The sequence below is a fragment of the Alteromonas sp. MmMcT2-5 genome (assembly GCF_022348315.1).
Taxonomy (GTDB): Bacteria; Pseudomonadota; Gammaproteobacteria; order Enterobacterales; family Alteromonadaceae; genus Alteromonas; species Alteromonas macleodii.
In genome coordinates, this window is sequence record NZ_JAKRFB010000002.1 from 303,700 (window position 1) to 317,324 (window position 13,625).

10 protein-coding genes are annotated in these 13,625 nt (G+C 44.9%); 8 read left to right on the top strand and 2 right to left on the bottom strand.

The window, feature by feature from the left end; all coding sequences use genetic code 11:
* Positions 1 to 278 precede the first annotated feature (278 nt).
* The 7 genes from MHN09_RS03330 to MHN09_RS03360 all read left to right on the top strand — a co-directional run bounded on the left by MHN09_RS03330 (position 279) and on the right by MHN09_RS03360 (position 9,697).
* Entirely contained in the window at positions 279 to 1,319 is a 1,041-nt protein-coding gene (locus MHN09_RS03330; protein WP_239239110.1) for a Gfo/Idh/MocA family oxidoreductase, read from the top strand.
* Between the two features lie 197 nt (positions 1,320 to 1,516).
* Positions 1,517 to 2,329 carry a DeoR family transcriptional regulator gene (locus MHN09_RS03335; protein WP_239239163.1) on the top strand — a complete coding sequence of 271 codons (813 nt, stop codon included), beginning with the start codon at positions 1,517 to 1,519 and terminating at the stop codon, positions 2,327 to 2,329.
* A 2-nt stretch (positions 2,330 to 2,331) separates the two neighbouring features.
* On the top strand, positions 2,332 to 4,164 hold the full coding sequence (gene glmS / locus MHN09_RS03340; RefSeq protein WP_014951234.1) for a glutamine--fructose-6-phosphate transaminase (isomerizing): 1,833 nt from the start codon (positions 2,332 to 2,334) through the stop codon (positions 4,162 to 4,164).
* Between the two features lie 273 nt (positions 4,165 to 4,437).
* Positions 4,438 to 5,424, top strand: a complete 987-nt coding sequence (locus MHN09_RS03345) for an LLM class flavin-dependent oxidoreductase (protein WP_239239112.1) — start codon at positions 4,438 to 4,440, stop codon at positions 5,422 to 5,424.
* Positions 5,425 to 5,548: 124 nt separating this feature from the next.
* A complete protein-coding gene (locus tag MHN09_RS03350; protein WP_239239115.1) occupies positions 5,549 to 6,571 on the top strand; it encodes an ABC transporter substrate binding protein in 1,023 nt (340 codons plus the stop codon).
* Between the two features lie 19 nt (positions 6,572 to 6,590).
* On the top strand, positions 6,591 to 8,516 hold the full coding sequence (locus MHN09_RS03355) for an ATP-binding protein (RefSeq protein WP_239239118.1): 1,926 nt from the start codon (positions 6,591 to 6,593) through the stop codon (positions 8,514 to 8,516).
* A 104-nt stretch (positions 8,517 to 8,620) separates the two neighbouring features.
* On the top strand, positions 8,621 to 9,697 hold the full coding sequence (locus MHN09_RS03360; protein ID WP_110288893.1) for a GGDEF domain-containing protein: 1,077 nt from the start codon (positions 8,621 to 8,623) through the stop codon (positions 9,695 to 9,697).
* A 23-nt stretch (positions 9,698 to 9,720) separates the two neighbouring features.
* Here the strand turns inward: MHN09_RS03360 and MHN09_RS03365 are convergent, their stop codons facing one another.
* Positions 9,721 to 10,719, bottom strand: coding sequence for an NADP-dependent oxidoreductase (locus MHN09_RS03365; RefSeq protein ID WP_239239120.1), 999 nt, complete (start codon positions 10,717 to 10,719; stop codon positions 9,721 to 9,723).
* 386 nt (positions 10,720 to 11,105) lie between these two features.
* On the opposite strand from MHN09_RS03365, the gene MHN09_RS03370 reads away from it, so the two are divergent.
* Positions 11,106 to 12,464: an outer membrane protein transport protein gene (locus tag MHN09_RS03370; protein ID WP_014951198.1), complete on the top strand. Its 1,359-nt coding sequence runs from the start codon at positions 11,106 to 11,108 to the stop codon at positions 12,462 to 12,464.
* 127 nt (positions 12,465 to 12,591) lie between these two features.
* Here the strand turns inward: MHN09_RS03370 and MHN09_RS03375 are convergent, their stop codons facing one another.
* The gene (locus MHN09_RS03375) at positions 12,592 to 13,476 is read right to left on the bottom strand and encodes a LysR family transcriptional regulator (protein ID WP_014951197.1); all 885 of its coding nucleotides are present in this window, start codon (positions 13,474 to 13,476) and stop codon (positions 12,592 to 12,594) included.
* Between the last annotated feature and the right edge of the window lie 149 nt (positions 13,477 to 13,625).

The window sequence follows — 13,625 nt, forward strand, 5'->3', positions numbered from 1 at the left end:
TATTAAAGTTCGCTAACGGGTTACATAGTGAGATAGGGCTGGCAAACACAAATAGTGATTAGCTAGCCCAGTTTCTTCTTCAGTCCCATCAAACTATCGCCCAGTCAGAAAGATGACAAAATCAGAGGGCTTAAATTAACGTCTACTGTGTCGCTGTAAACGCAACTCATTCAGCTATCTGTCTTCTAAATAATGAACTATCTAAGGTTTCCCCTATCTATCATTACTGATAGTGTGTGTTTACTTACCTCTTAATTCTCGTTACACAAGGATATGCGATGATATCTACACTTCTGGTTGGCTTTGGATTTTCCGCCACAACCTTTCATTTGCCATTTCTAAATTATCTACCGCAGTTCTCTGTCGATGTGGTTATCTCTTCAAAACCTGATGTGGTTAACGCAATTTTACCCCATGCTGAAGTGTATGGCTCGTTGGAAGAAGCGCTTAAAATTCACGATGTAGACTTGGTGGTTATTACAACCCCAAATCACCTTCATGGGCCACAGGCGAAACTGGCATTAGAGCACAGCTGTCACGTATTGGTAGAAAAGCCATTTACATTAGATAGTGAAGAAGCAGAAGCTTTAGTAGAGCTTGCACATTCTCAAAATAAACAGCTTTGTGTTTATCACAACAGACGTTTTGATGGCGATTTTCTTACGATTAAGCAGCTAATTAACGATGAAAAACTTGGCGACATTAAACGTTTGGAAAGCCGCTTCGATCGATTTCGCCCAGTACCACGAGACAGGTGGCGTGAAAATGCAGGGCCAGGAAGCGGTATCTTCTGGGATTTAGGTCCCCATTTAATCGACCAAGCGCTACAGCTTTTCGGCGAACCGGAAGAAGTGTCGGCAAACATACAGGCCTTGCGTGAAAATGGACAGTCAGATGACACGTTCGATGTAACACTTCACTATGTTGATAAAGTTGTAAAGCTAGGTAGTTCAGCTTTTCAGGCCAGCGCGACATTGCGCTACGACTTGCAAGGCACAAAAGGCAGCTTTCGAAAGTTCTATTTAGATCCGCAAGAAGATCAATTGCGTGCAGAGCTATCCTTTGATGATGAACACTGGGCGATTACAAAAGATAACGAGCATGGCGTGCTAGCTGTGGTCAATGAAAGCGGCCAGCTAGTTGAAGAGACGGTGACAACATTGAAGGGTGAATATCTCACGTTTTTCAATCGCCTTGCTCACGCTATTGAAGACGGTAAATTCTCGCCGGCTGACGCGAGTACGGTCGTACCTGTTATCAAAGTCATTGAGCTAGCCATAAAAGCGAGTGCTCAAAAGAAATCGCTGGCGTTTAATTAAACAATTACCTTGATCGTCGTTTCAATTTAACTTACGATGCTTTCACTTTAAAACTAATAGCTTTCGTTTTGAAAGTTATGATTGAATGTTGAAGGTGTGTTTGCGGACTGTTTTGCAGACTTTTCATGGCTTGTTCTCAATTGGAACAACGCGTACAGGAAGGTTTAGCGAGAAGGCGGCAAGAGCATGAGGTTATATTGAAAAGTAGTAAATCGGTTGAACAGCGCCGCCAGCAGATAGTGGCGTGGGTGAAAGAGCATGGTCAATCTCAAGTTGAAGATTTGGCCGTGCGTTTTGCTACGTCTGAAGTCACCATTAGAAAAGATCTCGCAGCCCTTTCGCAGCAAGGTTTACTGATTCGACAGTTTGGTGGCGCAGTGCCTGTACCATCATCTACCAACTCAAATGCTGGGCCATCTCAGTTTATTACCAGTGACCCTTTCGCGAATTCAACTACTAGCCCAGCAATTAACGCTATAGGCCAACTTGCAGCGAGCTTGGTCAAACCGGGCAATAAGCTCGTTATAGACTGCGGGTCTACCACCGCATCCATCTTACCCCATTTATCTCATGCCGATGATTTAGTGGTAATGACCAACACATTATCAACCGCCAATTACCTTACCCAAAGTGAAAAAGAGCCGACGGTGTTAATGGTAGGGGGCACATGGGATGCCCAATCTCAGTCGTTTCAAGGCGCTATGGCTGAACAGTTGGTTAGTGCCTATAGTTTTGACATTGCGTTTATTGGTGCCGCGGGCATAGATGTCAACAGAGGCACCACCACCTTTAACGAGCTTATTGGTGTAACCCGCGCCATGGCTGTGGCGGCTAGTAAGGTGGTTATAGTAGCCAGCTCAAAGAAATTAACGCATAAAATGCCTAACCTAGAGCTAAGCTGGAAAAACATTTCTGTTTTGATCACCGATGAAGGCATTTGTGAACAAGACAAACTTAATATTGAAAATCAGGGCGTGACAGTACTTATTGCAGCGCCGAGTGGAGAATAATTATGTGTGGAATAGTTGGCGCTGTAGCTGAGCGTAACGTGGTTGAAATCCTATTAGAAGGTTTAAAAAGACTGGAGTATCGCGGCTATGATTCAGCTGGCGTAGCGCTATTGCAAGGCGACGGCACGCTTACGCGTATTCGCCGTACAGGCAAAGTACAAGAGCTTGCTGATGCGGTGGCAGAAGGTGAAGCTTTGGGTACAACTGGAATTGCTCATACCCGTTGGGCAACGCACGGTGGTGTGACTGAAGCGAATGCGCACCCACACTTTTCAACTGAACGTGTAGCTGTTGTTCACAATGGTATTATTGAAAACTACGTTAACTTAAAAGCACAGTTAAAAGAGCAGGGCTATACCTTTACCAGCGACACCGACACAGAAACTATTGCTCACACCGTACACGAAGAGCTTAAGTCAGGTAAGACTTTACTAGACGCTGTGCAAAGTGCCGTTAAAACCTTCCACGGTGCGTATGGCACCGTCATCATGGATAAAGAAGATCCTAGTCGCGTAGTGGTTGCACGTTCGGGCAGCCCGCTTGTAATTGGTTTAGGCCTTGGCGAAAACTTCATTGCGTCAGATCAAATGGCATTATTGCCAGTGACACGCCGCTTCATCTTTTTAGAAGAAGGCGATGTGGCAGAGATTACTCGTCGCGACGTTAAAATCTTCGATAAAGACGGCAATGCCGTTGAACGCGAAGTGATTGAGTCGAATATCGAGCACGACGCGGGTGACAAAGCGGGTTACCGCCACTACATGCTTAAGGAAATTCACGAGCAGCCAACCGTTGTGCGTAATGCGCTTAAAGATCGTATTGACGAAAACGGACTTACTGCTGACATATTTGGTAAAGGTGCTGACGAGATATTCAAAAAAGTACAGCATGTACAAATTATTGCCTGTGGTACCAGCTACCATGCGGGTATGACGGCGCGCTATTGGCTAGAACAATATGCAAATGTGTCGTGCAACGTAGAAATTGCATCAGAATTCCGTTACCGCAAGTCAGTAGTGCACCCAAACAGCCTGCTTATTACTATCTCTCAATCAGGTGAGACAGCCGATACGTTAGCTGCCCTTCGCTTAGCAAAAGAGCTGGGCTATATGTCTAGTTTGACTATCTGTAACGTTCAGGGTTCGTCATTAGTACGCGAGTCAGACCTTGCATTTATGACCCGCGCTGGCGCGGAAATTGGCGTTGCGTCTACCAAAGCTTTCACTACTCAGCTCACTGCGTTCTTAATGCTTACCCTAGCACTGGGCAAAGAAAACGGCATGACAGACGCTGACAGCAAAGCTATTGTCTCTGCGCTTCATAGTCTACCTGCAAAGCTTGAAGAGACCTTAGCGATAACTGGTGGCATTGAAGATTTAGCTGAAGAATTTGCAGATAAGAACCACAGCTTGTTCCTAGGTCGTGGCGACCAATATCCTATTGCCATGGAAGGGGCGCTAAAGCTTAAAGAGATTTCTTATATTCATGCGGAAGCGTATGCGTCTGGTGAATTGAAACACGGCCCACTTGCGCTTATTGATGACGAAATGCCCGTTATTGTGGTTGCACCGAACAACGAACTCCTCGAGAAGCTAAAGTCGAACGTTGAAGAAGTACGTGCCCGTGGCGGCATCATGTATGTATTTGCGGATAAAGATGCGGCGTTTGAAGGTGATGAAACCATGCGCGTTATCAACGTACCGCACTGCGACGAACCAATCGCACCTATCATTTATACCTTGCCACTACAGCTTTTGAGCTACTACGTAGCGCTAATTAAGGGCACCGACGTTGACCAGCCGCGTAACTTGGCGAAGTCGGTTACGGTGGAATAAAGCACACTGCTGAAGCACTTATTCGTGCTCACAAACAAAGCCTGCGACTGACAAAGCGCAGGCTTTTTTGTTTTCAATAGGCGATTATTGGCTGCTAATTAAGTGGCTTTCCTGCAAGCCCATGACTCACTATTATTTCACTTCTCTTTCCACCACTCTCACTTCATCGATAAACCTTCTCCATCCGTCTTACTTTGTCAGGTAAGGCAGTTGTAAAACGAGGAGTAAGGTCATACCTATAAGTCATACCAAGTTTCAACATTGCGAGGCAACATGGCTATCCCATACTCACTGCTAGATTTAGCGCCAATATCTGAAGGGTTTGGCGTAATAGACGCGTTAAACAATTCGAAGTTAATGGCTGTGGAAGCTGAGCGCTGTGGCTATGAACGTGTATGGTTAGCCGAGCATCACGGCATGCGTGGTGTTGCCAGTTCTGCCACCTCAGTAGTGTTAACGCACATTGCTAACGCTACCTCGACTATTAAAGTGGGTGCTGGCGGTATTATGCTGCCAAACCATGCACCTTTAGTCATTGCTGAGCAGTTTGGCACCTTGGCTGAATTATTTCCCAATCGCATAGAGCTTGGACTTGGCCGTGCCCCAGGCACTGATATGGCAACCGCACGCGCGCTTCGTCGCAATTTACAAAGCGATGTAGACAGTTACCCAGAAGATATTCAGGAACTTCAGCACTACTTGGGTACACCGCAAGACGGGCAGCCGATTGTTGCAGTTCCAGGGGCGAATACCCACGTGCCCTTGTGGTTACTTGGTTCTAGCTTGTACAGTGCACAGGTGGCGGCAAAGATGGGGCTGCCATATTCGTTCGCCTCGCATTTTGCGCCCGATGCGCTATTCGATGCGCTTCATGTGTACCGCAATATGTTCAAACCGTCGCCTCAGTTATCAGCGCCAAAAGCAATGGCTGGTGTAATGGTGGTGATTGCTGAAACCGATGAAGAGGCTGAACTCCTATTCACGTCAGTGAAGCAGCAATTTATGAACATGCGACGTGGTCTTAACAGGCCTTTCGCTAAGCCTATGCCTGACTTTGAAGAATATTGTACGGCGACTGACGAAGCAATGTTATCGAATGTATTGAGGTATGCGTTGGTAGGGTCGAAAGAAACAGTGCAAAACAAGCTAGCTCAGTTTGTTGAAGCGACGGGTGTTGATGAAATTATCGTGTCGATGCCGATTTACGATATAGAAGCGCGCCTGTTTAGTGTTAACGCATTTGCGGAAATCGCATCTTAGTTTTTAGAAAGCTATTCCCAGTATTGAATATTTGGTTATAACTTCCACTATGAATGACCTTCGAATAACTTTATGATACGTCTATATGTGCGTATTTTCAGTTAGTTGTGTTAGGTTCACAGTCATGACAAAGGTCTGGTTTTCCCTTCTTTTAGCTTTATCTTCTTTGATGTGGGGCGCTAGTGCTGCTTTTGCGAAAGAAACCCTGGACCTAATTGTTCTTGAAACACTGCCTGTTCCAATTGTCGCTGATTCGCGGGCCGAGTTCGAAAAGGAACTTGCGCGGATTATGCCCGATCACGAGATTAACGTAACATCGTATAACGCCGAAGGCTCTGAAGTTCGTGCTAAGGAGATACTTACCGAGCTTGCACAAAACCCAGCGCCTGACCTTATTGTATCGGTGGCGACCCTTGCCACCAGAGCGCTGAATGCGTCTGAAGCGTTTGTTGATGTACCTAAGCTGTTTATGGCGGTCTCAGCACCGGTTGAAGAAGGAATAGTTTCTGCTATTGGTGCGGTTAGTGACCGCAACATGACGGGCGAGTCACACGTGCTAGACGCAAAGGTGAAGCTAGATATGTTAGAGGGCGTGCTCAGAGCGTCTAAGCCCTCATCGCTTTTTACCATAGGTCTAGTCCATTCTACATACCCATCGTCAAGTAACTTGGTTAATCAACTTCTGGCACTGAATGGTGACTACGAGAACATAAATCTTGTTGCTGTTAGTACACCGTATATAGAAGGCGATGATGGACTGGTTGAAATGACTGACAGCATCATCAACAGCTTTCAGCAAAAAACAAACGAGCTGGATGGTTACTGGCTTTCATCTGGGCCGCTCGCGGAATCGAATGGCTTAGTAACAAAGGTAAAAGAAGCTACGGGACTGCTTCCTTTATTCGCAGAAAGCATTTCCTCTGTGAAAGAAGGTGCGCTTCTTGGCGTAGTATCTGAGCCAGCGAGTATTGGCAAATCAGCTGCAAGAAAAGCCAAGCTAATTCTTGAGAAAAAATCGGCGAGGGACATTCCCGTTGATAAAATGGATACGTACACTGTAGCGGTAAATGTGTCTACAGCAATCAAACTGCAGTTGCCCATTCCTTCAAATTACTTGAAGCTGTCGAAAAAACATGTGTATCAATAAGGCCTAATTAGAAGTAAGTATGCGGATTAAATCGAAACTGCTGGTTATCTACATTCCAATTTTATTAATTGGTATGGCACTTACTGGGTATTGGGCTTATTTGACGGCGTACGATTCAGTACGCGAAAGAGAATATCAGCTCCTCACTCAGACGCTTACATTAAACGTTTTAGAGATCATTGACGAAAGACGTGAACTGCTTATTGAGTCGGGCCTAGAGAATGTGCCTGTGTTTCGCGAGGCCTATCAAAAGGAAGTGTTTGAAGAGCTAAAGTCGTTGCAGCAAGCCACCGACCGCCACTTTGCGATCAGTGACAAGAGTGCCGATACCGTGGTGTTTAGTACGATGGAGCACACTGTGGTTCCTGATGTCGAAGATGCGACAATCGCAACCATTGCCAGTCGTAAGGTCGCCTTCGGTGAGTCGAATATTAACGATGCTGACGTGTTATTTGCATGTGCGGAATTTGCGCCATGGAATTGGAAAGTTACCGTATTGCAGCCTGCTGACGCACTGCAATCTTCCCTATCTACTATTGCGTGGCTAACGTCATTAGTGACGCTATTTGCTGTCGTTATTGTCAGTTTGCTTATGGGAAGAGTCACACAGGTGTTTGTTGTTTCTCCTATCGAAAAAATAAAATCAGCAGCAAGTCGTATTGCGGTTGACCATAAGAAGGTCAGTATAGACTTACAGCAAAACGACGAGTTAGGTAGTTTAGCGCGAGACGTTGAGGCAATGTCTGGTGAAATAGAGCAATACGTTGCTCAAGCTCAGCAAGCAAACCGCGCAAAAACGGATTTTCTTGCAGTAATGAGTCACGAAATTCGCACCCCACTGAACGGTATTCAGGGATTAGCAACGCTACTTCTTGATACGCAACTGTCGGATAAACAGCATCAGTATGCCAGCGATTTGAAATCATCGGCGTCTATTCTAGCGACCGTTATCAACGATGTTCTGGATCTCTCAAAAATTGAATCAGGTATGTCAGAGGTTGACGTTACAGAGTTCGATCTTGACGCAATGCTGAATGACCTTATTACGCTACTGGGTACCAATGCCAGTGCCAATAGTACGCGTTTGGTTTACAAAAGTAAGAACATGGAATCGGTGGCAGTAACCAGTGATATTACGAAGTTACGCCAGATAATCATTAACTTGGTGAGTAACGCAATTAAGTTTACTCATAAGGGCACTGTGACTATTTCCGCCAAGCTCAAACAGCCTTCCCAGGATACCGTGAGCGAGAACCATTTGGTAATTGCGGTTAAAGATACCGGTATTGGCATTGAGCCAGACAGACTCGAGCATATTTTTGATAAGTTTACGCAGTCCGATTCATCAATTACGCGTAAATACGGTGGCACTGGGCTAGGTCTTGCTATTGCAAAGCAGCTTGCACAAATATTAGGTGGTGATATTAAGGTGGTGAGCAAAGTAGGTGAAGGTTCATGTTTCACCGTTACCGCCAAGGTGCAGAGTCGTCGCGTGGTGGAGTCGTCGGCCGATTCGGATTCCGCGCGACAAGCAGAGCGCGCTAGCTTACCAGAAGGTATTAAAGTTCTGTTGGCTGAAGATAATGCCATCAATGCTGTGGTAGCACAGGCACTCTTAGAACAGCTGAAATGTGATGTTGAGCACGTTGATAATGGACTGAAAGCCGCTGCACGAGTAGAAGAGGGCGGTATTGATGTTGTTTTCATGGATGTGCACATGCCAGTGATGGACGGCATTGAAGCGACAAAACGCATTCGAAAGCTTGATGGAGAGCTTAGCAAAACCCCAGTTATAGGACTTACCGCCGAAGCATTCAAAGAGCGTCACGTGTCATTTAAAGAAGCGGGGATGGACGACATCGTTACCAAACCTGTCACCGTTGAGGCACTGCAAGAAAGTTTGTCAAAACTGGCGCTTAATCAAGAAGTCACTGATAATAGTTAAAGTGATGCAGCTTCAGTAATTTGAAGTTGTAAGAGCCCGTGGGGGATTTCGCCATGGGCTAATATATAGATGCTTTAACAGTAAATTATTGCTTAAGGTGGCGTGTGCAAATCAATAAACCCCGCGAGCTACTTCGGCTGAGAATTGCGCTGATCATTGGTGCTGTACTTGTGCTTGCTTTTATGGCTGCTGACTTGATGCTACTACCAAGCAGCATGTACGAGCTGTACATATTCGATCGCTTACTTCTTCAATTCCCTATTATACTCGTCGTTGTTGTACTCTCCTTCTGGCGCAGGTTCATTCAGCATCGAGCCTACATTTTCGCAGGGTTACTTATTGCGCTTTCTTACAGCAACTACTGGTTAATATGGGTTTGCTGGGAAGAGCACAGCTTCATTTTCCCCTACGAGGGCACCATTTTATATGCTTTCTTCTGTGTGTTTGCGCTGGGTATTGCCTTTAAATTAGCGCTAGCAGCCAACGTCATCAACATTCTGGGTTTCTTGGGGTTAATGTGGGTTGCGCCGGTTTATGGTGACAGAGTTCCAATTTCAATGGCATTTGTATCTGGGTCTTTGTTTATTTGTGTTTATGCCCGTTATCGGTTAGATCGCAGCGTACGCATGTTAAAAGAAACCAATGACAGGCTACTTAAACTTAGCAAATTTGACCCCTTATCTGATTTATTGAATCGGCGTGCGTTACGAGAGCAGAGTGAAAAACTGTTGGCGTTGAGTAAGCGTCATAAAGTGTCGATGGCCGTGATGATGCTCGACTTAGACGACTTTAAAAAATATAACGACTGTTTTGGTCATCAGCAGGGTGATGAAGCGATAAAAATACAAGCCCGCATTATGAAGCAGGTCTTTAAGCGAGAGACAGACATATTAGGTCGGTACGGTGGCGAAGAGTTTATTGTTGTATTGAGCGACATTCAGAAAGAACAAGTTGAGAAGCACTGTGATGCGCTTTTGAATAAGTGGACAGAAGCAGCATTAGAACATGCACAAGATGCAAAGCATCCCTTAATGAGTTGTTCCATTGGTGTGGTGTTTGCCAAGTCGGCCGAGAATATGTCAATCGATTGCCTTATTGACGAAGCAGATAAAGCACTTTACGAAGCAAAAGAAAAAGGCAAAGCCCAGTTTGTATTAAATCAGGCGCAGTGCTTAGACTAACACTGCGCTTTTTCACGATTGGCTTACAGCTTCACAATCATCTTGCCGGTGTTCTTGCCTTCAAACAACATATTTAGTCCCTTCTCGGCGTTCTCTAAGCCTTCCACAGTGTGTGCACGGTACTTGATTTTACCTTGTTGAACATAAGGCGAAAGCTTTTGCAGTAGTTGTGGAATTTCACCCCAGTGATCAGGCATAGCAAAACCGCGAATGTTAATTCGCTTTTTAATCAGCGGGATCCAGTTCGGGCCCGGTGACGGCTCTTCAGACTGGTAATCGGCAATCATTCCACATACCACAATTCGGCCATGGGCATTCATTCTGTTAAAAATGTGCTGCTGAATAGGACCGCCCGTATTTTCAAAGAAGACGTCTATTTTATTTGGTGTTAGTTCGACTAACTTTTCTTCTAAATTGTCGGTTTTGTAGTTTATAGCGCCATCAAACCCAAGCTCGTTAACAATCCAATCGGCTTTGTCTTCGCTTCCTACTACGCCAATTACACGCAGCCCGTCTGCTTTAGCAAGCTGACCTACAATTGAGCCTACAGAACCTGCTGCACCCGTAACAATAAGTGTCTCACCTTCTTTGGGCTCGCCAAAGTTATATAAACCTGTTGTGGCCGTTAGGCCTGGTAGTGCAAAAACACAAAGGGCCATTTCCTCAGTAATGCCAGGCTGAAGTTTGTTAAAACCAGAACCGTCACTGAGCACATATTCACTCCAGCCAGTCATTCCCATAACTTTGTCGCCAACCGAAAAATTAGGGTTGTTAGACTCAACCACTTCGCCCACACCGCTTGAGCGCATTACATCGCCAAGCTCCACAGGTGGAATATAACTCTCTCTGTCTTCACTCATCCAACCTAACATCGCAGGGTCTAAAGACATGTGAGTTTGCTTTATCAAAATTTGACCGTCTTTAGGCGTGGGAATTTCGAGCTCTTTGCTTTCAAATAAATGTGGCCCAATTTTTCTGTCATGGGGGCGATTAACGAGTGTAATAACTTTGTATGTTGACATGGTGTCCTCCTGTTACAAGCACAAATGGTCGACGTCTTATCGAATGTAAAAGCGCGTCGCTAAACACGGTTGCATCTGCGCTGTTTAAAATAGGGTGGGGGTTATAGACATAAACACAACCTATAACACAGCCTACTTATAAATTTGAGTGAAACCTTTTTGCATTTCCAATAGGTGTTAGTGATAGTTAATTAAAATGGCGTTAACAATATTGAGATCTTTCGTTAACGCTGTTTTATCAAAGTTGCTTATAAATGCGTCGAAGTTGTAGCTATAATTGTAAAAAATGCGATAAAAGTGCGTAAATGGCGTTTACTTGCATTGAACAAAAGTACTCAGATCCGTAGAATGCCCGTGCAATTTTCCCCTTTTACAATGAGTATCTTATGAAGCAACAGTTTTCTTTACGTGCCTCAGTTTGCTTAGCGCTTGCTACCTTAGCCTCTTCTTCAGCGCTGGCAGCTGGTTTCCAAGTTAATGAACACAGTGCAAACGGTCTAGGCCGTGCCATGGCTGGTCAAGCGGCTAAGCCAGAGAATGCCTCCATTTTAGCAACTAACCCTGCAGCGATTGGTGTATTTAAAGAAGCTGAGTTCAGTGCATCAGTAAGCTTTATCGATCCGAACGTAGATATCGATGGTGATGTTAGCTATGCGTTAGGCGAAGCCCCAGTTGGCCAACCTATGCCAGCAGCAGAAGACAACATTGCAGATACTGCTTTTGTTCCAGGATTCTTTTATGTAAGCCCAATTAATGAAAAGCTATCTGCTGGTGTAGGTGTATTCACAACCTACGGTCTTCGTTCAGATTACTCTGATGATTTTGGTGCGCTGCATTTTGCTGACACAGCTGAAGTAAAAACGGTAACCCTAAACCCTGCTGTATCTTATAAAGTAAATAAGCAGCTTATGGTAGGTTTTGGTTTAAACATCACTTACGCTGAAGCTGAAATTGGTTCTGGCGTATCAAACACGCTAGCGGGCACTGTTGCAGGCCTAGCGCCAACAGCAGAAGCGTTAGGTATTACATTACCTACGCTTACTCCTGGCAATTCACTGTTTAGCATGGAAGGTGACGATTGGGGCTATGGTTGGAACGCCGGTATTTTCTGGCAACCAACTGATATGACTAATGTTGCGCTTTCATACCGTGCAGAAACGAAACTAGAACTAGAAGGCGCGGTATCTTCAGAGACGCCAGTGTTTCCTATTAACTTAAACCAGCCAGGTAGTCTAGATTTGAACCTTGCTGCGATTACAGAGCTAGCGATTGATCAAAAAATTGACAATCAGTGGTCTGTACAAGCAAGTGTTACTTTCACTGACTGGAGTACGTTTGAGAAGCTTGAAGCTAACCTAGAAGACGGCATCGATTTCCTAATTAAAGAAGAGAATTTCGACGACTCATGGCGTGCAGCGCTTGGTGTAACTTACATCCTAAACGATGAAATTACCCTTCGTGCTGGGTATGCTTATGATGACGGTGTGGTATCGGTAGAAAACCGCTCACTTAGTATCCCAGATACAGATCGTCATTGGTTCTCTGGTGGTATGACTTACACGGTAAGCGAAGATACATCAATTGACGTGGCTTACGTATTCATTGATGGCCGTGAAGCGAATATCGACAAAGATAGAACGATTCTAAGCAATGTTCTTCCTGGTACTGACTTTACTACTAACTTCTCTGGCACACAGTCAGCTACTGCGCACATTCTAAGTGTTCAAATGAACACTCGCTTCTAATTTCTAAGAAGCCAAGTCAAATAAGAAAGGCAGCGTATTTACGCTGCCTTTTTGGTAATGACCTATGTACACTGGTATAACGTCGCATTTTTTATGTGCGATGGGGTTCTTGTGCGCTGTTTAACGACTAAATTTGCGCAAATAAATCTTGCAGACATGTAATTGCTGCGCCGATTTTTGCAGGCATTAGCTCCCGTTTCGGTGTAACCGCATAAACCGTATAATCTGGTAACTCCCAGTCAGTGAAGAGCTGCTTCATTTCACCAGACTTTAATAGATGTCTCACTTCTGGTTCGGGAAGAACCGCATAGCCAACACTATCTTGGGTAAGTTTAATCAACGTCTGCATTGAGTTGACATCAATGCGTTGTGTATCCAATTCATACTCGCCTTCGCTTTCGTGCTTCATAACGTATTCTTCAATATGTCTGTGAGCAATATATGTATGCGCGTTAAGCGCTTCAGGCGAAGTCAGAGTTTCGTTTGCCAGTGGGTGGTCTGCAGAGACACATAAAATGCGCTTCCAGGTCGCGAGTACCAAACTGCTGAAATTTGTATCTGAGACTGGGGCGAAGCAAAGAACAAGATCGGCACTAGAAGCAATAATGTCTTTAGGCTCGTCAGTTACGGTTAAAGAAATAGTTATTTTAGGAAATTCTTCACAAAGCTTTTTCAGTGGCTCGCTTAACAGTCCTCCGCCAAAACCCTCCGGCGCGATGATGTTTATTTTACCTGTGGGATCATCCTGCAGACTTTCAATTTTTTGCTGGGCAAGTTCTGCGGTTTGCAGCATTTGCTTACTGGTTTCGTAATAGATGCGCCCTGCTTCCGTTAGGCTCAAGCTTCGGGTATTTCGGTTAAAAAGGCTAAGGCCGATATCGTGTTCTAGCTTTCTTAACTGCTGACTAATAGCAGAGACAGTCATGTGCAGCTCTCTCGCAGCTACACTCATGCTACCGCTATCTGTTACTGCAACAAAAACCTGAAGAGAGCGAAGTAATTTAGTATTCATGGCGCTTAGTTAATCCTTTTTATTGGCCGCAGTATCTTGACTGTTCATTTGTAGCAAATTAACGACGGAAATAGTCGAATTCTACCGTATTTTAACGTTGATGAACGCTTTTGAAGCAGGTCTTTACGCAATGCTTACATTGGAAAGTT

What these genes read in the sequence shown, in the direction of transcription:
- MHN09_RS03345 (WP_239239112.1), top strand. Translation starts at nt 4,438, where the DNA reads ATGGCTATCCCATACTCACTGCTAGATTTAGCGCCAATATCTGAAGGG.
- MHN09_RS03350 (WP_239239115.1), top strand. Translation starts at nt 5,549, where the DNA reads ATGACAAAGGTCTGGTTTTCCCTTCTTTTAGCTTTATCTTCTTTGATG.
- MHN09_RS03370 (WP_014951198.1), top strand. Translation starts at nt 11,106, where the DNA reads ATGAAGCAACAGTTTTCTTTACGTGCCTCAGTTTGCTTAGCGCTTGCT.
- MHN09_RS03365 (WP_239239120.1), bottom strand. Translation starts at nt 10,719, where the DNA reads ATGTCAACATACAAAGTTATTACACTCGTTAATCGCCCCCATGACAGA.
- MHN09_RS03355 (WP_239239118.1), top strand. Translation starts at nt 6,591, where the DNA reads ATGCGGATTAAATCGAAACTGCTGGTTATCTACATTCCAATTTTATTA.
- MHN09_RS03375 (WP_014951197.1), bottom strand. Translation starts at nt 13,476, where the DNA reads ATGAATACTAAATTACTTCGCTCTCTTCAGGTTTTTGTTGCAGTAACA.
- glmS (WP_014951234.1), top strand. Translation starts at nt 2,332, where the DNA reads ATGTGTGGAATAGTTGGCGCTGTAGCTGAGCGTAACGTGGTTGAAATC.
- MHN09_RS03330 (WP_239239110.1), top strand. Translation starts at nt 279, where the DNA reads ATGATATCTACACTTCTGGTTGGCTTTGGATTTTCCGCCACAACCTTT.